The organism is Natronorubrum aibiense (genome assembly GCF_009392895.1).
Lineage (GTDB): Archaea > Halobacteriota > Halobacteria > Halobacteriales > Natrialbaceae > Natronorubrum > Natronorubrum aibiense.
The window spans coordinates 629,372-650,334 of record NZ_CP045488.1; the positions used below are offsets into that span (position 1 = coordinate 629,372).

The window sequence follows — 20,963 nt, forward strand, 5'->3', positions numbered from 1 at the left end:
GTTCATCGGGCGACCGCCTCCGCGAACGCCTCGGTCGCCGACTCCGGGCCCGCGACGAACACCTCGTCGCCGGCCTCGAGGGCGCGTTCGATGCCGGGACCGAACACCCAGCCGTGGCGACGACCGCTCGTCTCGCTGCCCTGTCGGCGGACGGCGAGGATCGTCACGTCCGTCGCCGGCACCGTCTCCTCGTCGGTCGAGCCGACCGTAAGCCGGCGGATGACGTGGCCGGCCCGCCTGACCAGCGCGAACGCCTCGAATTCCTGGCTCGTGCCCCGCGATTGGACGACGAGTTGAGGCTGGTCCGTCTCGAGCAGCGGCGTGATCGCTCGAGGGGACACAGCAACGGTCACGCGGCCGACACCGCCCGCAGTCGCCGCCGTCGGTTTGGCGGTCGGTTCCGCGTCCGCAGCCGCCTCGCCGTCCTCGAGTGGGGCTGCCTCGCCGTCGGCTGTCGGCTCGCCGGTCGCTCTCTCGTCGTCGGTCGCGTCGAGGTCGGTTCGAGCGCTCAAAACCGTCCCGCTGATCGATCGGTCCTCCGTCCGGACGGCTACCGCGTCGCCGCGAGCCAGTCCCGTCGGGACCAGCGTCACGAGCGAGACGGCACGCTGGCCCTCCGGAACGCGCCGGGAGAGTCCACCGGACGGCGGCGCGGCGACGATCGTCGCCCGCGCCTGCTCGTCGATCGTCACGTCGACGTCGGCGAGGTCGTGGTCCGTCCGCAGGCGCTCCTCGAGTCGGGACTCGAGTTCCGTCAGCGGAATGTCGGCGGGGAGTCGCCACGATCCCGATTTCAGCGTCGTCCGGAGGGCGGGCGTCAACGGCGGGTACCCCTCCATATCGCGGATTTCGCCGGTCGGACGGACCGTGACCTGTCCCATCGTTCCAACGAGTTCGACGACGTCGGCTGACAGCGTTCGCTGGCGGATCGAGGTCAGCGAGAGTCGGCGTGGCAGTTCCGCGCCGAGTTTGTCCCCCTGATTGTGGGCGTAGAGGGCGAGCATAAGCACGACGAGGACGGCGACGAGCAGTCGTGGCGACTGGGCGATGTCGGGCTGGACGAGTCCGAGCAGGCCACCCTGCACGCTCGCGATCGACAGCGCGAGCACGACGACACCGAACCCGGGGAGAGTAACGCCGGTGAAGTAGCGGACCAGAAAGCCCAGCGACCCGGCGACGAACGCGGGGACGATGCCGGTCAACAGCCCGAGATAGAGCCCGAGGAGGATCTCGACCGGAAGTGTCATGTGGGGTTGGTGGTCCGGGAGTGGTAAACCACTACCGGCACGGCGACCGAGTGCGGGTGAATGTGTGCATGTCGGATCGGAAATCGAGTCCGGGAGGCGATCCGACTCGTTTCCGGTTGCATCGGGTCGGGAAGGAGGCCAGTCACACGTTGTCCACGACTGGTGTCCTCGAGAGACCCCGTCCAGCCGGCGAAATTACTGCTTTGGGTTTCGCCGACCGAGGGGCGCATCCGGAGACGGAGCCGTTAACTGAACCCATCGCTCATCGGCGGATATGCCTGACGACCGGTCGTTTCGTTCGCAACTGCCCGAGAACTGGCAGCGGGTGCTCTCGATACGAGCAGCTATTGCGCTCGCACTGGCGGTTGCGCTGCTGTCGGTTGCGACAGCGCTCGTAAACATCGGGCTCGACACCGTTGGGGGACCGCTCGCACCGTACGTCCCGGAAGCCGTCCAGAACGCCGCCGGCTTCACCGGCGCACTGACGGGATTCCTGATGGTCGGCAGCGCGCTCGCACTTCGGCGCGGCCTGCGGGCAGGCTGGTGGGCGACGCTGCTGTTGCTCCCGTTGACCGCAGCGCAGGGATTGCTCCAGTCGAGTGAGTACTCGCTGCCACTGGTCGTCCTATCGCTGATTGCGATCCCCGTGTTGTTACTGAGTCGCAACCGGTTCGATCAGTCGCTCTCGTTGAGTACGACCCAGATCGCAGCCGGCGCTGCACTGATCGGCGTTCAGGCCTACGGAACCTTCGGCGCGTACGCGCTTCGGGAGGACTTCGACGGCATCACCACCATTCTCGATGCGTTTTACTTTACGCTGATTACCTCGAGTACGGTCGGCTACGGCGACATTACGCCGGATCCGACGTCGACAGAAGCGATGCTGTTTACCATGTCCGTGCTCATCCTCGGTGTGGCCAGTTTCGGTATCGCTATCGGGGCGCTCGTCGGGCCGGCGATTCAGGCTCGCATCACGAAGACACTCGGAAAAATGACCGACTCACAACTCGAGCTACTCGAGGACCACATCCTCGTGCTCGGCTACGGCAAACTCACTGAACCGATCGTCGACGAACTCGCGGCCAACGACCGGGCGTTCGTCGTCGTAACACACGACCGCGAGGTCGCAGCGGATCTCTCCGACCGGGACATTCCGGTGATCACGGGTGATCCGAGCGACGAAGAACCGCTCAAGCGAGCGAAGATCGACCGCGCGAGCGCGATTCTCGTCGCGACGAACCACGACGCCGAAGACGCGTTTTCGATCCTCACCGCACGCCAACTCGCGCCGGAGTGTCGGATCGTCGCCGCCGCGACCGACCGCGAGAACACACGGAAACTCGAGCACGCGGGCGCGGACGCGGTGATCAGTCCAACGGTGCTCGGCGGTCACCTGCTGGTGCGGTCGGCACTCGGCAGCGACGACAGCGATCTGATCGAGCGAATCATCGGGAGCGATTGAGACGGGCTGCGGTCCCGAAACCCGAACACTCACAGGACGTTACGGGCACACTGATACTGCCTGACAAGAGTCTGTCTGAGCCACAGCTACGGCAGTTCGGACGGGGTCCGCTTACCGGTGGCGACCCCGGTGGACGATCGCCACGTCGGCCTCGAGGTCTTTGAGTCGCCGGAACGTCGGCGGGGAGACGAACCGCGAGGCGGCCGACCGGTCGGTGCTCGAGCCGACGAAAATCACGTCGTACTGCGGGGCGATCCGCGCGAGACACGACTCCACCTGCTCGGTGACGACGTGCGTCTCGAAGCGGCCGTCGAAGGCGTCGACGAGATCCGCGACCGTACTTTCGGCGGTTCGACGCTGGGATTCGCGCTCGATACAGGTACAGATGCTCGTGGGATGCCAGGAGTCGGTTGCCCGCTGTGCGAAGTCGACCATCGCGCGAGCGGTGTCGCCGGCGCCACGGACCGCGACGAGGCTGCGCTGCCATTGCTGGTGGCTGGTTGCGGGCCGGAAGGCGATCACGTCGATCTCGCTGTCGAACAGTCCCGTGATGAACGACGAGAGCCCGCCGCTGTCGTGTTCGGCGTACGGTGCGACGATGAGATCGCAGTTGTGCTCGCGAGCAGTTCGGAGCACGAGGTCGGCCGACCGCTCGTCGGCGGCCGCAACGACGACCTCACAGGGCAGCTCGTACTCGCGCTCGAGGTCGGCTGCGAGTGACTCGAGTTCGTCGACAGTTCGGTCGGCCGCGTCACCGGTATCGTCCTCGTGGTCGGTTTTCGCTGCCGCTTCCGGGGCCGTGTCGAAGAGGACGACCTTGCCGGCCGCGTGGGCGCTGGCGAGTTCGGTCGCGAAGCGAGCGACCGTCTCCGTGTCGTCGCCCATCGGGACGAGCACGTGGTCGTCGCCACTGGCCGTCTGATAGAGATAGCGCGCACGCTTCTCGTAGATGCGGTTCCGCCAAACGACGAACGCGGCCGCGACGAACGAACTCGAGACAACGATCCCGAGCACGTACGCGAACTGTGCGTTTCCGGTCACCAGGACGAGCAACGCGGTCGAAAACGCCGTCGGCTCCTCGAGGTCGAGCGCCCAGGTGATCGCACCGGTAAAGAAGACACCCAGCGCCGCGCCGATCGTGCTCACGGCGCTGCCGTTCAGCCCCACGCCGGTCGCGAGCGCGAGCGCGAGCCACCCACAGAGCGCGCCCGCGGTCATGCCGCCGACGAACTTCGCCGGCGTGGAGTAGCGGCCTTCGGGATGGGCAAAGAGCGTGTACGTTCCCGACGCCAGCGGCGGAAACAGCAGAAACGAGACGGCCGCCGTCGCGTTCGACAGCCACGTCACGGCGGCGATCAGCAACGGGACGAACACCAGCACCGAGAGATGCAAGAGATTTCGCGTTTGTTCGACCCACCGGACGAACGCGTCGAGTTCCCGTCGCTCAAATCGACGGATTCGTCGTCGAAACGAGCGCACGTGCGCTCGAACCCGCTCGAGCATACCACATACTGGTCGGCACTCGAGGAAAAGGATTCGCCTCGCCGACCGACTACGGCGACGGCGCGCCCTCCAGAATGGCCACACCGCTCGAGGCCCCGATCCGTTCGGCACCGGCCTCGAGCATGGCGATCGCCTCGTCGTAGCTGCCGATGCCGCCGCTGGCTTTGACGGGCAGATACTCGTGCATCCGTTCGACGGCTGCGATGGTCGCCCCACCTTCCGAGAAGCCGGTCGAGGTTTTGACCATCGCCGCGTCGGCCGCGGTGGCGGCCTCGCAGGCTCGATCGATCTCGGCGTCGGTCAACAGCGCGGTCTCGAGGATTACTTTGACCGGGATCGGAACCGCGGCGACGAGTTCGGCGAGTTCGTCTCTGACGGCGTCGTCATCGCCGGCTTTCAGGCGACCGACGTTGATGACGACGTCGAGTTCGTCCGCGCCGGCCTTCCAGGCGAGGACGCCCTCCCGGCGTTTCACGTCGTGGTCGTTCTGGCCGTGTGGAAACCCGACGACGGTCGCGAGCGTGACGTCGGGTGCGTACTCGGTCGCCATCTCGAGGGCGTACGGCGGGATACAGGCGTTCATTCCCCATTCGGCGGCGTCGTCGAGCGTCCGTCGGACGTCGTCCGGCGTGGTCTCGGGGCCGAGGACGGTGTGATCGATCAGGGGGGCGAGCTCGGAGCGGTCCATACGGTGTGGACTCGCCGAGCGGTCAAAAACCCGCCCGATAACTTTTGGCTGCCGACATGCAACTACTCGACATGGACTCCCGCCAGCCCGACGTCGATCCAGCGGTCGTCGCGACCGCTGACGACATCGCGGCGATGCGAATTCGGGGCGCGGCGACCATCGCCGACGCGGCCGCCGAAGCGCTTGCGACGCAGGCCAAGCGATCGGACGCGACGGCGCCGGACGTCTTCGAGCGACAGCTGCGGGCCGCTGCGAAAATGCTCTACGAGACCCGCCCGACTGCGGTGAGCCTCCCGAACGCGCTCCGGTACGTCCTGCATGGCATGGGCGGCGCGAGCGTCTCGGCGCTTCGGGACGCGACGACCGATCGCGCCGAGGAGTTTCAACGCGAACTGGCGCGGGCGCAGACCACACTGGGATCGATCGGCGCGAACCGCCTTCGCGATGGCGACGTCGTGATGACACACTGTCACTCGACGGACGCGCTGGCGTGTCTCGAGGCCGCCCTTGAGGACGGCAAAGCGATCGAAGCGATCGTCAAGGAGACGCGCCCGCGAAAGCAAGGCCACATCACGGCGCGGCAGCTCCGCGAGTGGGACGTCCCGGTGACGCTAATCGTCGACAACGCGGCTCGGCGATACCTCGACGAAGCGGACCACGTGCTGGTGGGAGCGGACAGCATCGCCGCCGATGGCAGCGTCATCAACAAGATCGGTACCAGCGGGCTGGCGGTCAACGCCCGCGAGCGCGGCGTGCCGGTGATGGTTGCCGCACAGACGATCAAACTCCATCCGGACACGATGACGGGCCACACCGTCGAAATCGAGATGCGAGACGAAGCCGAAGTGCTCTCCGACGAGCAGCGGGTCGACATCGTCGGCGACGCCACCGACGCCGGGGACGGACTCGTCGTCGAAAATCCCGCGTTCGACGTCACGCCGCCGCGGTACGTCGACGCGATCGTCACCGAACGCGGTCAGTTCCCGCCCGAAAGCATCGTGACGCTGATGCGAGAACTGTTCGGCGAGACGACTGGCGAGCCGTGGGAGCCGTAGCGCCGCCGGCACCGGCACGACTTTTTGAGGAATCGCTTCGGAGAAAATTCCACTCGTGTAACCCATTGGCGATCGGAAAGTGTTAGTCGCTGGTGTGTGCCAGTACCTGTATGGTATTACCCGAGGGGTTCGTGCTCCCGCCGTGGTACCTCCTCGTACCGATGCTGGTGGTACTGGCGGGGATCATCGCGCTGCTGTGGGCACTCGAGCCGCCGGTGACCGATCGGACCGTGCTGGCGTTTGCGCCGTGGATGATGTTCGGCTCAACGCTACACGTCCTCCATCGAATCGAGGTGTATCCGGATCGCATCGAACCGTTGTTCGCCTCGCCGAGCGTCTATCTGGTGACGGCGATCGTCGCCGGGGCCGCGTGGATCGTTGCGATCTTTCTGTACGCCGGCGGGCTCCAGCCGACAATTTCGCGGTTCGTCGGCATCTCCGGCACCGCGTTCTTCGCCGTCTTCACGATGATCACGATCAACATCGGTCTGGAACGGGGCACGTTCGAACCGTTCTGGCCGGTTATCGCCGTCGTCGCAACCGGCGTCGTCACCGCACTCGCCTGGGTTGCGCTCAGTCTCACCTTCACCGATGTCGCCACGACGACGGGCATGACTGGCGCGCTCGTCGTCTTCGGGCACGCGTTAGACGGCGTGTCGACGGCGATCGGCTACGACGTCCTCGGGGCTGGCGAGACGGTCCCGCTCTCGAGACTGATTCTCGAGGCCGGCGAGGCGCTGCCGACTGCGCCGTACATCGGTGCCGGGTGGCTGTTCGTCCTCGTTAAAACGGTCCTCGCACTGGTGATCCTCGGGCTGTTCAAAGAGTACGTCGACGAACAGCCCCAGCAGGCCCGGACTATCCTCGCACTGGTCGCCGCAGTCGGGCTCGGCCCGGGCATTCACAACGTCTTGCTCTTTCTGATTACCTAGGCTTTTTTCGGCGGCCACCGTCTTGCTGTAGCATCGAATGGCTCCCACCGTACTCACCGCCGGGCACGTCAACTGGGACGTGACGCTCCGGCTCGATCGGCTCCCCGAAGCCGACGGCGAGTCGATGATCCGTACTCAACGCCAGTCCGGCGGTGGCAGCGCCGCGAACGTCGCCGCCGCCCTCGCCGGCCTCGAGGTCGACACCGGCCTGATCGGAAGCGTCGGCGACGACGATAACGGGCTGCTGGCCAGACACGACCTCGAGTCGGCAGGCGTCTCGCTGTCGGGACTGCGCGTCGTCGAGGGCGCCGAGACGGCCGTCAAGTACCTGCTCGTCGACGACGACGGCGAAGTCTCGATCCTCGGCAACGACGGCGTCAACGAGGCCGTCCGGCCGGCCGACCTCGAGCCCGAGCGAATCCGTGCGGCCGACCACGTCCACCTCACGAGCCAGCGCCCCGAGACTGCGGCGGCAATCGCCGACATCGCGACGGCCACCGGCGCGACTGTCAGTTTCGATCCCGGCCGGCGCTTTGGCGATCGCGAGTACGACGAAACGCTTGCGGTCGCCGACGTCCTCTTCGTCACCGAGCACGAGGCCGCGGCGCTGGCCGACGTCGACGCCGACCTTTCGGACGACCGCCTCGTCGTCACCACCGCCGGCGGCGACGGCGCGACGGTCAGAACGCCGGATGGAACCGCCACTCATCCCGGATTCGACATCGAACCCGTCGACACGGCCGGGGCCGGCGACGCGTTCGCGGCGGGCTTTCTCGCGACCCGACTCGCGGGCGGCGACATCGAAACCGCCCTTGAGTACGCAAACGCCTGTGGGGCGCTCACCGCGAGTCGAGACGGCGCACGAAACGCCCCGACGGCAGCCGAGGTCGACGCATTTCTCGCCGACCGGTCGTGAGACACGTTTTTATAGACACATTTCGACGACTGAATGAGGGCGATTCCGGTGCAGTCTATCGGTTCTCACCGGCCGTTGTCTGACGGCAGTTATATTACCGGAGACGTTGGCCACTTGAGTAGATAGTCACGGAGACGTGACGGAGAGACATGACGGAAGGCACTATCAGCAATTCCCACGGATGTGCGTTCAGACACCACATCCAGTACGAGCGGGACGCGGACGAAGCGCCGAGCATCGCTGCCGCAACGGCACTGGCACAGTATCACGGCGACGACGTCACGGAAACCGACACACGGCTGTACGATTACATCGATCCGGACGCGCTCGACGCACTCTTTGCGGACACGGAGAGAGGGGCCCGTCGACACACCGGAACCGTCGAGTTCACCGTCGAAGACGCGACGGTGACGGTCGGCCCCGACCGGATCAAGGTGTATCGAACCGAGTGACGGGGGCGACCATCCCCTGATCTGACTGTCCGTCTCTCGTGTGGGGCGGAGTGGTGGTCGTGTTTCGCAGTCGTCGACTCGAGACACGGCCTCGAATCTTTTTTCTCGTCACCGCGGGAAGCGACGGGTATGGCAACCCAACCACACCTGCTGGTCGACGAGGGAGACCTGACCGATCGCGTACTTATTCCGGGCGATCCGGGCCGCGTCGATCGGATCGCCAGCCACTGTGACGAGGCCGAAACGGTCGCCGAAAACCGCGAGTACAAGGTCGTCAACGCCACCTACGAGGGCCAGGAGCTGACGATCTGCTCGACCGGCATCGGCTGTCCGTCGGCCGCGATCGCGATTGAGGAACTGGCGAACGTCGGCGTCGAGACGTTCATCCGCGTCGGGACGACCGGCGCGCTCCAGTCCGACATCGAGATCGGCGACATGGTCGTCGCGACCGGCGCCGCAAAAAACGAGGGGACCACGAAACGGTACGAGGCCGTCGAGTACCCCGCCGTCCCGGATTACGACGTGCTGTCGGCGCTCGTCGATTCCGCCGAGGCAAACGACGAAGAGGTTCACGTCGGCCCGATCGCCTCCGACGACGCCTACTACGCCGAGTCCGAGGACGCCGTCGCCGACTGGGAAGCCGCCGGCCTGCTCGCCGTCGAGATGGAAGCCGCCGCCGTCTTCTCGCTGGCCCGCCGCAAGGGCCTGCGCGCCGGCGCGATCTGTACCGTCGACGGCAACCTCGTCGAAGGCACGCAGAAAGGGACCGACACCGAAGACGACGAACTCCCCGAGAAGGCCAAGAACAACGTCGCCCGCGCAATCGACATCGCGCTCGAGGCCGCCGTCGACCTCTAACCGGACCCGTTTTTGCTCGAGTCGATCCGTTCCTCGAGAACCCGTTCTCTCCGCTGCGCTCTCGCCGCTCGAGATGCAGTTAGCGATGCTGCGAGCGCCGTCGCACCGTCGGTCGCTCGCTTCGTCACGGACAGTGTGCAGGTCGGCGTTCGAAATCAGTTCGTTGGTGGCGCTCGCCTCGGCGTCGTCGGTGCTTCAGTCGCCCGGTTCGAGCAGAGGCAATCACTAACACGCTGGCCCGACGAGAGTCCGTATGGCAGATCCATCGAGCGACTCCGTCACCGTTGCCTTCGAGCGAGGCTACGACCGCGACGAACTCGCTGCCCTCTTCGGGGACCTCGAGACGGCACTGACGGCCAACCGACCGCTGTGGCTGACTGACGGCGACCGGACTGTGCGAGTCACGATTCCATCACACGTTGTCGCGATGGCCGAAACTCGTCACGACGCCACCGAACCGCCGGTCGACGAACTAACGCTCTCCCTCGAGTGGGACGATCCGGACGGCTCGCGGCTCCGACTCGAGGACGCCGAGCGCGACGGACCCGAGATTACGAGCGACGAACCACCAGCCACGGGTGACGCGACGGCCGATTCGGGGATGGCGACGATTCCGCCGGACGCGGTCTCCGGTGGGGACGAACCAGAGACGGCTCGAGCGGACGCTCCCGAGGCAGCGTCGGAGACACAGCCGGAATCGACGCCGGACCAAGGCGAGCGATACAGTCGATTCGAGGTCTACGAGGACCGCGCTGGCGAGTGGCGCTGGCGATTGGTACACTGGAACGGCAACATCATCGCCGACAGCGGCGAGGGGTACTCCTCACGGTCGAACGCCAGACGCGCCGCACGCGGGGTTATGCGCAACGCCCCGACTGCGACGCTCGAAGACGCCGAGCGCTGACGGACGCCGTCACGGCTCACGGACGAACTCGTCGGAGTCGAAATCGACTGCCGGCGTCCGGGATGCCGACTCGTAGCGGAGCGACGGCGTCCGGCCGTCCGGAACTGCGCCGTACTGCTGCAGAAACGCGACGATGCCGCGTTTGCCGCCGAAGTCGCCGCGATAGCGTCGAAACAGCCGTGGCACGGTCGCGACGTCTCGTTCCCGGTCGTACGTCACGTTCTCCTCGAGAAACCACTCGACGGCGATATCGAGTTCCGTCTCGACGTCATCCGGCGAGTACGTCGTGATCGGGGTCGCGTGGTCGGCACCGTCGCTCACCGCGAAATGGATCCGTGGCTCGCAGTCGGGCAAGCGGAACTGCCGTTCGAACGACGACGGGAACGGTCGCGGCAGATAGCCGAATCCCCACGGGTGTTTCGAACAGCGAAGCATACCGTGTTCGATGTCGTTGAGGCTCATCCAGACGCCGCTCACCGGGATTCGGTCGCGAGTACGGAGCTTCCAGCGCGTTCGAATACCACCCTCGAGCACCGATGGCTCGGCCTCCGAGAGCAACTGCGCGTAGGCGTTGTAGCAGTTGAGCCAGAAGGCGAGTTTCCCCTCGCGGCTGGCGAGTGCACGCTCTAGTCGCGATCGCTCGAGGGTCGCAAGCCGGTCTTGCAGCCAGTCGGTATCCCCCTCAGTCTTGACCGTATACAACAGATCGGCCGACAGAGAGAGGGGATCGAGCTGGGTCGGCATTCGTTCGACCGTTGGCGAACCAGACCCTTGAAGCCGTGTGGCGAGTGGCGGTGACACTCTCATCGAGAGACATGTCTGGATCAGTTTTATCCGACACTTCGTAGAGAGAAACACTGTGAACCTGAGTAAGGGGTATCTCCTGGCGCTTGTCCTCCTCTTTGCGTACCTCTCGTGGCAACTGGTAACGCCGTTTCTGCAGTTCGTCCTCGGAGCCGTACTCATCGCGTTCGTGTGTTATCCGATGCAGGCCCGACTCGAGGCCTACGTGTCGCCGTCGGTCGCTGCGTTCTCGCTCGTCGTGGTGTCGATCGTCGCCTTCATTATCCCGTTCGTTCTCGTGATTGCCGTCGTCGCCGACGAGGCCGCACGGATCGCACAGGAACGCGATCCACGGGCGCTGCAGACAGACGAACTCGAGGCACGAATCGAAGCCGAAACGGGGTTCGAGGTCGATCTGACGGAGACGGTCGTCTCCTCAGCAGAACAGATCGGGACCGCCGTCTTCGAGCAGACGACGGCGTGGTTCAGCGTGGTGACTCACGCGCTGATCGGTCTTGGGGTGGCTCTGTTTCTCCTCTACTACCTGCTCAAGGATGGCGACAATCTGCTACGGTGGCTTCGAGAGATAACTCCACTCCCCAAGGACGTGCAGAACGCCCTCTACGGTGAACTCAGCGACGTCATGTGGGCTGTTCTGGCCGGCCACGTCCTGATCGCGATCATCCAAGGTGTCATCGCCGGGCTGGGGCTGTTCGCGACCGGCATTCCGAACGCCGCGTTCTGGACGTTTATCATGGTAATCCTTGCGCTCATCCCATTGGTCGGCGCGTTTTTGGTCTGGGGGCCGGCCGTCGGGTATCTCCTGGTTATCGGCGAACCGATCCTCGCGATCATCTTGGCGATCTACAGCACGATCGTCGTCGGCCTCTCGGACGACTATCTGCGGCCGATACTCGTCGACCGGTACGCCAGCCTCAATCCCGCTGTCATCATCATCGGCGTGCTCGGCGGCATCTACGCCTACGGCATCATGGGGCTGTTCTTCGGCCCCGTTCTCGTCGGTGGGCTACTCGCGACCCTCGACGTCGTCAACGATCACTACGACCGTCTCGGCGACGAGACACGGTCGTGACTCGAGGGGTCCGTAACGGCCGCTATGGGGACACTGCCACATCGTGTCAATCCTTTATTTATCTAGCCGTGGTCAGGAGTCCGAGTATGCCAGACGAGAACGTCCACGAGTTGGCGGCGCCGGATCGAGCGATCGACCACGACGAGTTCGATCCACTGGGGACGCTGACGTTGATTGTATTATACTTTCTCGTGCTCGTGTTAATGTGGCTGTTTACGTACTTTATCGAATTTCTCGGCAACGATCCGACACCACTGGTGATCGTATGAGAATTCATACTTACGAGAAACTGTGGCTCGTTGCTGCATTCCTGTTGATCGTGGGGTTCATCGCGACGATCACGTACGGCTCGGTGGGCCTCGGAATCCAGATGATCGACGATAGCGAAGAGACGCTCAGTCCCGACGACATCAACGACGACGAGCGTTTCGGCGAACCGCGCGTCGAGCAAGTCGGTGAAAACGAGTACGAAGCCTACGTCGTCGCCCAGACGTTTATTTTCCAGCCCGACCCGATCGAAATACCCGCAAACAGCCGAGTGACCTTTTATGTGACCAGTCGGGACGTGATCCACGGCTTCGATGTCGTCGGGACGAATACCAACACGATGGTGATCCCCGGTGAGGTCTCGAAGATGACCGTCGAGTTCGACGAACCCGACGAGTACGGGATCGTCTGCAACGAGTACTGTGGCGACTTCCACCACACGATGGAAGGCCAACTCAACGTCGTTCCCGAAGACGAGTTCGACATGACCGAACTCGAGGTCGAAGCCGACGACGAAGTCGAGCTCGGCGACGAAGCGACCGTCACCATCACCGTCGAAAACGGCGCGCTCGACGACCTCGAGACGACGGCCACGTTCGAGATCGGCGACCAGACGGTCGAAGAGGACATCACCGTGCCCGGACAGGACTCCGAGGAGGTGACCGTCACCGTCGATTCGACTGAACTCGGTGAAGGGGACCACGACTGGACGGTCACGGTCGACGACTACGAGGAGAGTGGGACGCTGACCGTGGCCGAAGACCTCGAGAGCGAGGACGAGGATGGCGCCGATGGCGGCGATGGAAGCGAAACGGACGAGGACGCCGAGGCGGGTAATGACAATGAGTAACACGTTTGTCGACGCGTATCCGGACCAAGCACGCTTCATTCGGCGGGTGTTTGCCACCTCGTTTACCGCCTTCGCCGTCGGCGCGTTCTTCGGCTTGATTCAGGCACTCCATCGGACGGATATCCTCAGAGTCCTCGAGTCGCCGGACTACTACACCGTGTTGACCGGTCACGGCGTCTTTCTGGTCCTCTCGTTTACGATCTTTTTCCTCGTGGGAGTCTATCAGTGGGCAGTCACCGACAGCCTCGAGCGCCGCCCGGTCGATATGCGGTTTACTTGGGGCTGGTACGGCCTGATGGTTCTCGGTACGTTGCTCGCAGCGTTTGCGATCCTGGCCGGCTTCGTCGAGGAGATCGACGTGAGTGCGGACACACTCTTTACGTTCTACGCACCGCTGCAGGGCCATCCGATCTTCTACGTCGGGCTGGTGTTGTTCGTCGTCGGAACCTGGCTCGCGGGCGTCGACTGGTTCCGGTCGTGGTGGGCTTGGAAAGGAGACCACCCGGGCGAGCGGATCCCGCTGCCGACGTTTATGGTTCTGACGACGATGATCATGTGGTACATCTCGTCGATCGGCGTCGCCGTGGCGATTCTCGCGTTTATTTTGCCGTGGACGCTCGGTCTCGTGGAATCGGTCAATCCGACGCTGACGCGAACGCTGTTCTGGTACTTCGGTCACCCAGTCGTCTACTTCTGGTTGTTACCGGCGTATCTGCTGTGGTACATTCTGTTGCCGAAACTCTCCGGCGGCCGACTGTTCAGCGATCCGCTCGCTCGAGTCGTGTTCATCCTGTTTATCTTGCTGTCGACGCCGGTCGGGATCCACCACCAGTATCTCGATCCGGGGATCGCGGACGGATTCAAATTCATCGTGATGACGAACACCATGTTTCTCCTGTTGCCGAGCCTGCTGACGGCCTTTACTGTCGTTGCCAGCATGGAACACGGCGCTCGACAGCGCGGCGGGACGGGTTACGTCGGCTGGCTCAGAGCCCTGCCGTGGCGAGAGCCGGCGTTTACCGGGATGGCACTGGCAGGGCTCGTCTTCGCGTTCGGCGGCTTTACCGGCATCGTCAACGCCGGGATGAACATCAACTACCTCGTCCACAACTCGCTGTGGGTGCCCGGCCACATTCACACGCAGGTCGGCACCGCGACCGCACTGACGTTCATGGCCGGCTCCTACTGGCTCGTCCCGCAACTGACCGGAAACCGCCTCGTCGGGCGCACGATCGGGCTGGTCCAGGTCCTGTTGTGGTTCATCGGGATCGTGTTCATGACGAACTCGATGTACCGCGGCGGGTTGGTCGGCATGCCCCGGCGAACCGCCGAACCGCAGTACGAAGGCTTCCAGTACGAAGTCGCCGCCGGCTCGGTCGGTGAACTCAACGCGCAACTCGCCATCGGCGGCGTGCTCCTGTTCGTCTCGGCGATGCTGTTCCTCGCGCTGATGCTTTTGACCCTGTTCAACCCAGACAGCGAACCGATCGACAATCGGACGATCCCAGCGCCGCTATCCGGTCCCGACGACGCACCGGCCGTCCTCGACAACCTGAAGCTCTGGACCGCCATCGCCGCCGTTTTGGTCCTGTTGGCGTACTCGCTACCGCTCGCCAGTATCGTCACGCGAGGTGGCCTGTTCGGCCCGGATATCGGTCCTTTTCCCGTCACGATCGAAGAAAGTGGAAGCATCGAACTTGTCCGAATGGGTCTCGAGTTCGCCCTCGAGACCGTCGGTCGGTGATCTTCGATGCGTCTCACGCTTCCTCGATTGCTCTTAGTGATCGCGTTTCTGATCGTCGTTCTCGTCGAGTTGCGAACCGTGCTCGGCTTTTTCGATATCGCGGTCCCGTTTACCACCGTGATCGTCGTCGGTGTCGTCGTGATCGGGGCGCTTGTTCTCTGGTCGCTACTCTCGAGTGGAGAGCGCTCGAACGAGTAAGCCCCACTCGAGCGCCACAATCCGTCGCGCTTTTGCCCGACCAGCCCTGAAGAGCGGACACGCGAATGGCCCGCTATCACATCGAAACCTACGGCTGTACGTCGAACCGTGGCGAGAGCCGCGAGATCGAGCGACGACTCCGCGATGCGGGCCACTACCGAGTCGATGGACCGGACGACGCCGACGTCGCGATTTTGAACACCTGTACCGTCGTCGAGAAGACCGAACGGAACATGCTGCGCCGCGCCGAGGAACTCTCCGAGGAGACGGCTGACCTCTTTATCACGGGCTGTATGGCCCTCGCACAGGGCGAGGAGTTCGCTCAGGCCGACATCGACGGTCGGGTCCTCCACTGGGACGAGGTTCCTGAAGCCGTCACGAACGGCGAGTGTCCGACGACGACACCCGACGCCGAACCCATCCTCGACGGCGTCGTCGGCATTTTGCCCATCGCACGGGGCTGTATGTCCGACTGTTCGTACTGTATTACCAAACACGCGACGGGCAAAATCGACTCCCCGCCGATCGAGGACAACGTCGCGAAAGCCCGCGCGCTGATCCACGCCGGCGCAAAGGAGATCCGAATCACGGGCCAGGACACCGGCGTCTACGGCTGGGACGAAGGGGAACGAAAGCTTCACCGGCTGCTCGAGGAGATCTGCGAGATCGACGGCGACTTCCGAGTGCGCGTCGGGATGGCCAACCCGAAAGGCGTCCACGGCATCCGCGAGGAACTCGCCGACGTCTTCGCCGAGTACGACGAACTGTACGACTTCCTGCACGCGCCCGTCCAGTCGGGAAGCAACGACGTCCTCGGCGATATGCGACGCCAACATCAGGTCGAAGAGTATCTCGAGGTCGTCGAGACGTTCGACGAGGCCCTCGACTACTGGACGCTCTCGACGGACTTCATCGTCGGTTTCCCGACCGAAACCGACCACGACCACGACCAGTCGATGGCCCTCCTTCGGGAAACCCGCCCGGAGAAGATCAATGTCACCCGCTTCTCCAAGCGGCCGGGGACCGACGCTGCCGACATGAAAGGGCTAGGCGGCACCATCAAAAAGGAGCGCTCGAAGGAGATGAGCGCGGTCAAACGCGACATCGTGGGCGAGGCGTACGCGGCGATGGTCGGCGAGACGCGCGAGGACGTCCTCGTCGTCGAAGAAGGGACCGCCGACTCTGTCAAGTGCCGGGACTCCGCGTACAGGCAGATCATCGTTCAGAACGCCAGCGAGCACGGCATCGAACCCGGCGATTTCGTCGACCTCGAGATCACGGCCCACGAAACGATGTACGCGTTCGGGACACCGGTGTAGCTGCTTTTCCACTGCGTACATGGCGCTCGAAGATGGCGTGTGGCCACACCACCGCCGTGTCAGCGTTTTTGCCGCTCCGACGCCAACGACAACGTATGCTAACGCTGTACCGCCTCGAGGGCTGTCCGTACTGTGTAACCGTCGCCGAACGCCTCGAGGCCCTCGACGTCGACTACGAGAGCGTCTGGGTCGAGGGACGTCACTCACAGCGCGACGACGTCAAAGGCATCTCCGGGCAGCGACAGGTTCCCGTCATCGTCGACGACGCTCGAGGGGTGACGATGGCGGAATCCGAGCGGATCCTCGAGTATCTCGATACGACATATGCCTAACGCTGTCTTCCAGCAGCCGACGATCTGGTCGGATGATCGATTCTGGCAGAAGAACCGCTCGTTACTCGTTCGTCACTCGAAGACGACGGCGCTGTTCGCGTCCGGCACGGTCGCCCCGTCCTGGTCGGCGAACGCTTCGTGGACGAGGTCGTAGGTTTCTTCGAGCGCTTCGACGATCACCGTGGTGTCGCTGATCACGGGCATGAAATTGGTGTCGCCCTGCCAGCGCGGGACGACGTGGGTGTGGAGGTGGTCGTCGATGGAACCACCGGCCCCGTCACCGAGGTTCAAGCCGGCGTTGAACCCATCCGGGGCGAGGCCTGCCTCGAGTGCGTCGAAGGTTCGCTGTTTCAAGCGAGCGTGATCGAGGAGTTGGTCGTCGGTGAGGTCACTGTAATCCCCGGTGTGTGCGTGCGGGATCACCATCGTGTGGCCCGGGTTGTACGGATAGTTGTTCAGCATGACGAACGCGTGCTCGCTGCGCGCGACGATGTGGTTCTCCCTGTCGGTGTCCTGTTCGGGCAGTTCACAGAAGACGCAGTCCTCGATCTCGGCGTTTTTGTCCTCGCGTCTGATCCACTCGATTCGCCACGGGGCAAACACCTGCTCCATAGTCACTACCACTCGAGGGTGTGTATAGTACCCATTGAAACGTCCACCGGCGGCCTATGAAACGGTATGTCTCACACAGAACTCGGTACAAGGCTCGCTTGTAGTCGCACCGTCGGTCACAAGCACCGGATGCGACGGCTCGAGCATGCTGGCCGTGGAGTCGCGCTCGAGCGAACGTTTCGACGATCGTGACAGTCAGTGGCTGAAGATCCGCGAAAACGGATCTCTGATCGGTATGAACGGTCTCGGTCGACCTCAGCCGGTCGTTCACCGATAGTAATTACGTCTTTCGATTTTTTCGTGTCAGTCCGCGAAATGAAACAGGGATTTAAGACTGAACTATCGAATAGTTCTGCTAATGGCAACGACAGATAACTCCGTCAATGGGATGACCGAGCACTGCGACGCCTGTGAGCTCGAAACGCTCCACGAGGTGTCGGTCCAGATTCGGACTGAAAGTCTCAAAGAAGAAAATGCACAGTTTTCCCGTGAGCCGTACCGCGTGGCCGAGTGTCAGCGCTGTGGTAACCGGACGAGCCAACGGATGAACAACGCCTAACCAGTTCTTGGCGTGAACGCAGCGACCATCACAGACGCTCTTCGTTGCCCGGTCTCCCGATGCGACTCGCGTACCGACCGTCGGACTGTGGGCGCTCGAGAACGAACGCGACGGTTCGACTCGCTTACGCTGTAGTCACTTCACAGCCGTCTTCGGTGATGATGATCGTGTGTTCTTTCTGGCTGACGAGATAGCCATCGTCCTCTTTGAGCACTGGATAGCCGTGGACGATGTTGTTGCGCTTGAGTCGGCGCAGTGCCATCTCCGCACGGTCAGTCTCGAGCCAGCGCGTCGCAAACGGTAGCGTGCGGAACTCCTCGGTAATCTGCTCTAGCGCGTTGCGAGCCTGCCGATCCCGAACGGAACCCTCACGCTCGAGTGCGAAGATTTCCTCGCTGGCCCCTTCCGTGACCTTCCCGCCACCGTCGGTCGCGAAGGGCTCGATCGCGACGACGTCGCCGACTTCGAGTGTCGTCCCCTGTGAGACGGCGCGGTTCGGGATGTTCGGGCTGGTGTGTTGTTCCCAGTGACCCAGTCCGTGTCCGGTGAGGTTGACGACGGGGTTGAAGCCGTACCCGTTGATCACGTCCTCGATCTCGGCTCCGATGTCACCGGTACTGACGCCCGGTTCGATGATCTCGAGCGCCGCCTCGAGCGCCTGTTCGGACGCTTCGGCGAGTTCCGGATTCCCAGACAGGTCGACGGTGATCGCGGTGTCGGCGAGCCAGCCATCGACGTGGACGCCGATATCGAGGTTAATCATCTCCTCGCCGAACGTCGAGTCGTCGTCGATCTTCGGCGTCGCGTGGGCCGCTTCCTCGTCGATCGAGATGTTGACCGGGAAGGCAGGCTGTCCGCCGAGTTCTCGGATGCGATCTTCGGCGTATTCGGCGATCTCGAGGTGGCTTGCGCCGACCTCGACGCGTTCGGCGGTTTCTTCACGCACCTGGGCGAGGATATCTCCCGCTTCGCGGTGCTTTTCGTACTTCTCGGACGTCAGATCCACCTCGGATTCGGCCATGCTCCGGGGTTGTACCGGTCGACAAAAAGAGGTTCCGCTCTGGTCGACCCAGTCGCTCGGCTGTCGCTCACATCGTATTGAATCAGTGTTAATCGCACTCGTATCGAATCCGGCACCACTGCTCGAGACCGAGCGGCTACCCGGTCGCTCGTTTGAACAGGCCCACAAACGGGTCCGAAACCTCTCATAGTATCACCGAACTGTCTGAAACGGTCACCGGCGTTTTATCGGCAGCGTGAATCGGTCATAGCTGGCGTGAGAGACGCCACGTTTGGGCGAGCCATAAATGGCGTCCGATACCCGTAACCTCCCTCGAGACCACGGCAGACCGTACCCGGCGGGTGGATCTGCGGTCTCGAGGGCGGTTGCGCTGCGGGTGGATACGACGCTCGGTTTCGAGTCTCGAATATCGATGACCACGTTGCACGCAAGTGATTGGCCCGCCGTTGTCGTCGCCGATCACTCGCACAATCCTACACGATCGTTTAGTATGGTCGTTCAGCAGGCGTGAAAAATTGGATTTTAAACCCATATTAGAAAGTATTCGCCAATCGTTCATTCTATTCGAATGCTGATTTCGATCGACTCGGTCAGCAAAACGCCGTATACACATCGCATAGAACGTATAACTCGGTTGTGTATCGCCCCAACTTTTGCCGCCCCTCGATGGAAAAGGTAGACCTTTTACCCCCGTCGAAGAACCGTACAGACGAGATGAGCTACGACAAGATCGAAGTCCCTGAAGACGGGGAAAAGATCACGCTGAAAGAAGGAACCGAGGACGAACTCGAGGTTCCTGACAACCCGATTATCCCGATTCTCTACGGTGACGGTGTCGGAAGCGACGTCGGTCCCGCCGCACAGAGTGTGCTCGAGGCAGCCGCCGAGGCGACCGGTCGTGAGATCAACTGGATGCGCGTCTACGCCGGCGAATCCGCTCGCGAGAAGTACGGCGAGAACCTGCCAGACGAGACTGTCGAAGCGATCAAGGAACACCGCGTCGCCATCAAAGGTCCGCTGACGACGCCCGTCGGCGCTGGCTTCCGTTCGCTGAACGTCGGCCTGCGCAAGTTGCTCGACCTCTACGCGAACGTTCGCCCTACCTATCACTTAGACGGCGTCCCATCGCCCGTCAAGAACCCAGAGCAGATGGACATGGTCACCTTCCGTGAGAACACGGAAGACGTCTACGCCGGCATCGAGTGGGAAGCCGGCTCCGACGAAGTCGAGCAGGTCAAGGAGTTCGTCGAAGACGAGATGGGCGCAACGGGCGTCATCCACGACGGTCCCGTCGGCATCGGCGTCAAGCCGATCACGGAGTTCGGAACGAAGCGACTCGTCCGCGAGGCAATCGACTACGCCCTCGAGAACGACCGTGACTCCGTGACCCTCGTCCACAAGGGGAACATCATGAAGTTCACCGAGGGTCAGTTCCGCGACTGGGGCTACGAGGTTGCAGAAGAAGAGTACGGCGACGAGGTCATCACCGAGGACACGCTCTGGGAGGAGCGAGACGGCGAAGCGCCGGAAGACGCCGTCGTCGTCAACGACCGCATCGCGGACAACATGCTCCAGCAGATCCTCACCCGAACCGACGAGTACGACGTCGTCGCGACGATGAACCTGAACGGGGACTACATGTCCGACGCCTGTGGTGCCCAGATCGGTGGCCTCGGCATCGCCCCCGGTGGCAACTTCGGTGAGGGCCTGATGCTCGCCGAACCCGTCCACGGCTCCGCACCCAAGTACGAGGGTCAGGACAAGGTCAACCCGACCGCCATGATTCTCTCGGGTCGCATGATGCTCGAGTACATGGGCTGGAACGACGCCGCAGACCTCGTCCGCGACGCCGTCGAGGAGACTATCTCCTCCGGTAAGGTCACCTACGACCTCGAACGCCAGCTCGAGGACGCCGAGAAACTCGCCACCAGCGAGTTCGCCGAGGAAGTCGTCGACAACATCGAAAAGCTCGCGTAAACGAGCTTTTCGTCCTCTCACGGCAAGGCCGTGAGAACATCGAAAAACTGGCGTAAGCCAGTTTTTCGGACAGTCAGGCCGTGAAGCGGTCTGACGCTTTCGAGAAACGAGCTTATGCGAGTTTCTCGAGCGGTCGTCTCTCTGCATTTTATTTTTCTGGGTCGATAGCTGACAGGGATCGGACTGGGTAA

General features: G+C 63.2%; 22 protein-coding genes. 16 read left to right on the plus strand and 6 right to left on the minus strand.

What is annotated here, in order from left to right; genetic code table 11:
- Window positions 1-2 precede the first annotated feature (2 nt).
- Window positions 3-1,247 carry a potassium transporter TrkA gene (locus tag GCU68_RS03185; RefSeq protein ID WP_152939015.1) on the minus strand — a complete coding sequence of 415 codons (1,245 nt, stop codon included), beginning with the start codon at window positions 1,245-1,247 and terminating at the stop codon, window positions 3-5.
- Window positions 1,248-1,521: 274 nt separating this feature from the next.
- On the opposite strand from GCU68_RS03185, the gene GCU68_RS03190 reads away from it, so the two are divergent.
- On the plus strand, window positions 1,522-2,709 hold the full coding sequence (locus GCU68_RS03190) for an NAD-binding protein (protein ID WP_152939016.1): 1,188 nt from the start codon (window positions 1,522-1,524) through the stop codon (window positions 2,707-2,709).
- Between the two features lie 111 nt (window positions 2,710-2,820).
- On the opposite strand, the gene GCU68_RS03195 is transcribed toward GCU68_RS03190, so the two are convergent.
- The gene (locus GCU68_RS03195) at window positions 2,821-4,212 is read right to left on the minus strand and encodes an HPP family protein (RefSeq protein ID WP_152939017.1); all 1,392 of its coding nucleotides are present in this window, start codon (window positions 4,210-4,212) and stop codon (window positions 2,821-2,823) included.
- A gap of 49 nt (window positions 4,213-4,261) precedes the next feature.
- Window positions 4,262-4,900: a deoxyribose-phosphate aldolase gene (gene deoC / locus GCU68_RS03200; RefSeq protein WP_152939018.1), complete on the minus strand. Its 639-nt coding sequence runs from the start codon at window positions 4,898-4,900 to the stop codon at window positions 4,262-4,264.
- A 71-nt stretch (window positions 4,901-4,971) separates the two neighbouring features.
- Here deoC and GCU68_RS03205 point away from each other — a divergent pair, with 71 nt between their 5' ends.
- The 6 genes from GCU68_RS03205 to GCU68_RS03230 all read left to right on the plus strand — a co-directional run bounded on the left by GCU68_RS03205 (window position 4,972) and on the right by GCU68_RS03230 (window position 10,017).
- Window positions 4,972-5,955 (plus strand): ribose 1,5-bisphosphate isomerase, encoded by a 984-nt coding sequence (locus GCU68_RS03205; protein WP_152943558.1) that lies wholly within the window; start codon window positions 4,972-4,974, stop codon window positions 5,953-5,955.
- Window positions 5,956-6,065: 110 nt separating this feature from the next.
- Complete coding sequence (locus tag GCU68_RS03210) at window positions 6,066-6,887, plus strand: DUF63 family protein (protein WP_152939019.1); 822 nt, start codon at window positions 6,066-6,068, stop codon at window positions 6,885-6,887.
- 37 nt (window positions 6,888-6,924) lie between these two features.
- The gene (locus GCU68_RS03215; protein WP_152939020.1) at window positions 6,925-7,803 is read left to right on the plus strand and encodes a carbohydrate kinase family protein; all 879 of its coding nucleotides are present in this window, start codon (window positions 6,925-6,927) and stop codon (window positions 7,801-7,803) included.
- A 149-nt stretch (window positions 7,804-7,952) separates the two neighbouring features.
- Window positions 7,953-8,255, plus strand: coding sequence for a HalOD1 output domain-containing protein (locus GCU68_RS03220; protein WP_152939021.1), 303 nt, complete (start codon window positions 7,953-7,955; stop codon window positions 8,253-8,255).
- A gap of 129 nt (window positions 8,256-8,384) precedes the next feature.
- The gene (locus GCU68_RS03225; protein ID WP_152939022.1) at window positions 8,385-9,113 is read left to right on the plus strand and encodes a nucleoside phosphorylase; all 729 of its coding nucleotides are present in this window, start codon (window positions 8,385-8,387) and stop codon (window positions 9,111-9,113) included.
- A gap of 253 nt (window positions 9,114-9,366) precedes the next feature.
- On the plus strand, window positions 9,367-10,017 hold the full coding sequence (locus tag GCU68_RS03230) for a YegP family protein (RefSeq protein ID WP_152939023.1): 651 nt from the start codon (window positions 9,367-9,369) through the stop codon (window positions 10,015-10,017).
- Between the two features lie 9 nt (window positions 10,018-10,026).
- Here GCU68_RS03230 and GCU68_RS03235 read toward each other — a convergent pair whose 3' ends face one another.
- Window positions 10,027-10,761, minus strand: coding sequence for a DUF547 domain-containing protein (locus GCU68_RS03235; protein ID WP_152939024.1), 735 nt, complete (start codon window positions 10,759-10,761; stop codon window positions 10,027-10,029).
- A 115-nt stretch (window positions 10,762-10,876) separates the two neighbouring features.
- Between GCU68_RS03235 and GCU68_RS03240 the strand changes: the two genes are divergently transcribed.
- From GCU68_RS03240 to GCU68_RS03270, 7 genes are all read left to right on the plus strand, one after another.
- Window positions 10,877-11,893, plus strand: coding sequence for an AI-2E family transporter (locus GCU68_RS03240; RefSeq protein WP_152939025.1), 1,017 nt, complete (start codon window positions 10,877-10,879; stop codon window positions 11,891-11,893).
- Between the two features lie 86 nt (window positions 11,894-11,979).
- Complete coding sequence (locus GCU68_RS03245; protein WP_152939026.1) at window positions 11,980-12,162, plus strand: cytochrome oxidase; 183 nt, start codon at window positions 11,980-11,982, stop codon at window positions 12,160-12,162.
- On the plus strand, window positions 12,159-13,010 hold the full coding sequence (locus GCU68_RS03250) for a cytochrome c oxidase subunit II (protein WP_152939027.1): 852 nt from the start codon (window positions 12,159-12,161) through the stop codon (window positions 13,008-13,010). The genes GCU68_RS03245 and GCU68_RS03250 overlap by 4 nt, the downstream gene beginning before the upstream one ends.
- Window positions 13,003-14,754, plus strand: coding sequence for a b(o/a)3-type cytochrome-c oxidase subunit 1 (locus GCU68_RS03255; protein ID WP_193565079.1), 1,752 nt, complete (start codon window positions 13,003-13,005; stop codon window positions 14,752-14,754). The genes GCU68_RS03250 and GCU68_RS03255 overlap by 8 nt, the downstream gene beginning before the upstream one ends.
- Window positions 14,755-14,760: 6 nt before the next feature.
- Window positions 14,761-14,952 (plus strand): CbaC protein, encoded by a 192-nt coding sequence (locus GCU68_RS03260; protein ID WP_152939029.1) that lies wholly within the window; start codon window positions 14,761-14,763, stop codon window positions 14,950-14,952.
- A gap of 65 nt (window positions 14,953-15,017) precedes the next feature.
- Window positions 15,018-16,271, plus strand: coding sequence for a tRNA (N(6)-L-threonylcarbamoyladenosine(37)-C(2))-methylthiotransferase (locus GCU68_RS03265; protein ID WP_152939030.1), 1,254 nt, complete (start codon window positions 15,018-15,020; stop codon window positions 16,269-16,271).
- Window positions 16,272-16,366: 95 nt separating this feature from the next.
- Window positions 16,367-16,603, plus strand: coding sequence for a glutaredoxin family protein (locus GCU68_RS03270; RefSeq protein WP_152939031.1), 237 nt, complete (start codon window positions 16,367-16,369; stop codon window positions 16,601-16,603).
- Between the two features lie 72 nt (window positions 16,604-16,675).
- On the opposite strand, the gene GCU68_RS03275 is transcribed toward GCU68_RS03270, so the two are convergent.
- Window positions 16,676-17,215: an HIT family protein gene (locus tag GCU68_RS03275; RefSeq protein WP_152943560.1), complete on the minus strand. Its 540-nt coding sequence runs from the start codon at window positions 17,213-17,215 to the stop codon at window positions 16,676-16,678.
- A 358-nt stretch (window positions 17,216-17,573) separates the two neighbouring features.
- On the opposite strand from GCU68_RS03275, the gene GCU68_RS03280 reads away from it, so the two are divergent.
- Window positions 17,574-17,774, plus strand: a complete 201-nt coding sequence (locus GCU68_RS03280; protein WP_152939032.1) for a DUF7835 family putative zinc beta-ribbon protein — start codon at window positions 17,574-17,576, stop codon at window positions 17,772-17,774.
- 124 nt (window positions 17,775-17,898) lie between these two features.
- Here GCU68_RS03280 and map read toward each other — a convergent pair whose 3' ends face one another.
- Window positions 17,899-18,795: a type II methionyl aminopeptidase gene (map, locus tag GCU68_RS03285; RefSeq protein WP_152939033.1), complete on the minus strand. Its 897-nt coding sequence runs from the start codon at window positions 18,793-18,795 to the stop codon at window positions 17,899-17,901.
- Window positions 18,796-19,509: 714 nt separating this feature from the next.
- Here map and icd point away from each other — a divergent pair.
- Window positions 19,510-20,772, plus strand: a complete 1,263-nt coding sequence (icd, locus tag GCU68_RS03290; protein WP_152939034.1) for an isocitrate dehydrogenase (NADP(+)) — start codon at window positions 19,510-19,512, stop codon at window positions 20,770-20,772.
- Window positions 20,773-20,963: the final 191 nt, after the last annotated feature.

Excerpts from the sequence above, each read along its gene's own strand:
- GCU68_RS03255 (WP_193565079.1), top strand. The coding sequence starts at position 13,003 with ATGAGTAACACGTTTGTCGACGCGTATCCGGACCAAGCACGCTTCATT.
- GCU68_RS03275 (WP_152943560.1), bottom strand. The coding sequence starts at position 17,215 with ATGGAGCAGGTGTTTGCCCCGTGGCGAATCGAGTGGATCAGACGCGAG.
- GCU68_RS03260 (WP_152939029.1), top strand. The coding sequence starts at position 14,761 with ATGCGTCTCACGCTTCCTCGATTGCTCTTAGTGATCGCGTTTCTGATC.
- GCU68_RS03270 (WP_152939031.1), top strand. The coding sequence starts at position 16,367 with ATGCTAACGCTGTACCGCCTCGAGGGCTGTCCGTACTGTGTAACCGTC.
- GCU68_RS03265 (WP_152939030.1), top strand. The coding sequence starts at position 15,018 with ATGGCCCGCTATCACATCGAAACCTACGGCTGTACGTCGAACCGTGGC.
- icd (WP_152939034.1), top strand. The coding sequence starts at position 19,510 with ATGAGCTACGACAAGATCGAAGTCCCTGAAGACGGGGAAAAGATCACG.
- map (WP_152939033.1), bottom strand. The coding sequence starts at position 18,795 with ATGGCCGAATCCGAGGTGGATCTGACGTCCGAGAAGTACGAAAAGCAC.
- GCU68_RS03210 (WP_152939019.1), top strand. The coding sequence starts at position 6,066 with ATGGTATTACCCGAGGGGTTCGTGCTCCCGCCGTGGTACCTCCTCGTA.
- deoC (WP_152939018.1), bottom strand. The coding sequence starts at position 4,900 with ATGGACCGCTCCGAGCTCGCCCCCCTGATCGATCACACCGTCCTCGGC.
- GCU68_RS03280 (WP_152939032.1), top strand. The coding sequence starts at position 17,574 with ATGGCAACGACAGATAACTCCGTCAATGGGATGACCGAGCACTGCGAC.
- GCU68_RS03190 (WP_152939016.1), top strand. The coding sequence starts at position 1,522 with ATGCCTGACGACCGGTCGTTTCGTTCGCAACTGCCCGAGAACTGGCAG.
- GCU68_RS03235 (WP_152939024.1), bottom strand. The coding sequence starts at position 10,761 with ATGCCGACCCAGCTCGATCCCCTCTCTCTGTCGGCCGATCTGTTGTAT.
- GCU68_RS03195 (WP_152939017.1), bottom strand. The coding sequence starts at position 4,212 with ATGCTCGAGCGGGTTCGAGCGCACGTGCGCTCGTTTCGACGACGAATC.
- GCU68_RS03230 (WP_152939023.1), top strand. The coding sequence starts at position 9,367 with ATGGCAGATCCATCGAGCGACTCCGTCACCGTTGCCTTCGAGCGAGGC.
- GCU68_RS03250 (WP_152939027.1), top strand. The coding sequence starts at position 12,159 with ATGAGAATTCATACTTACGAGAAACTGTGGCTCGTTGCTGCATTCCTG.
- GCU68_RS03185 (WP_152939015.1), bottom strand. The coding sequence starts at position 1,247 with ATGACACTTCCGGTCGAGATCCTCCTCGGGCTCTATCTCGGGCTGTTG.
- GCU68_RS03245 (WP_152939026.1), top strand. The coding sequence starts at position 11,980 with ATGCCAGACGAGAACGTCCACGAGTTGGCGGCGCCGGATCGAGCGATC.
- GCU68_RS03225 (WP_152939022.1), top strand. The coding sequence starts at position 8,385 with ATGGCAACCCAACCACACCTGCTGGTCGACGAGGGAGACCTGACCGAT.
- GCU68_RS03220 (WP_152939021.1), top strand. The coding sequence starts at position 7,953 with ATGACGGAAGGCACTATCAGCAATTCCCACGGATGTGCGTTCAGACAC.
- GCU68_RS03215 (WP_152939020.1), top strand. The coding sequence starts at position 6,925 with ATGGCTCCCACCGTACTCACCGCCGGGCACGTCAACTGGGACGTGACG.
- GCU68_RS03205 (WP_152943558.1), top strand. The coding sequence starts at position 4,972 with ATGGACTCCCGCCAGCCCGACGTCGATCCAGCGGTCGTCGCGACCGCT.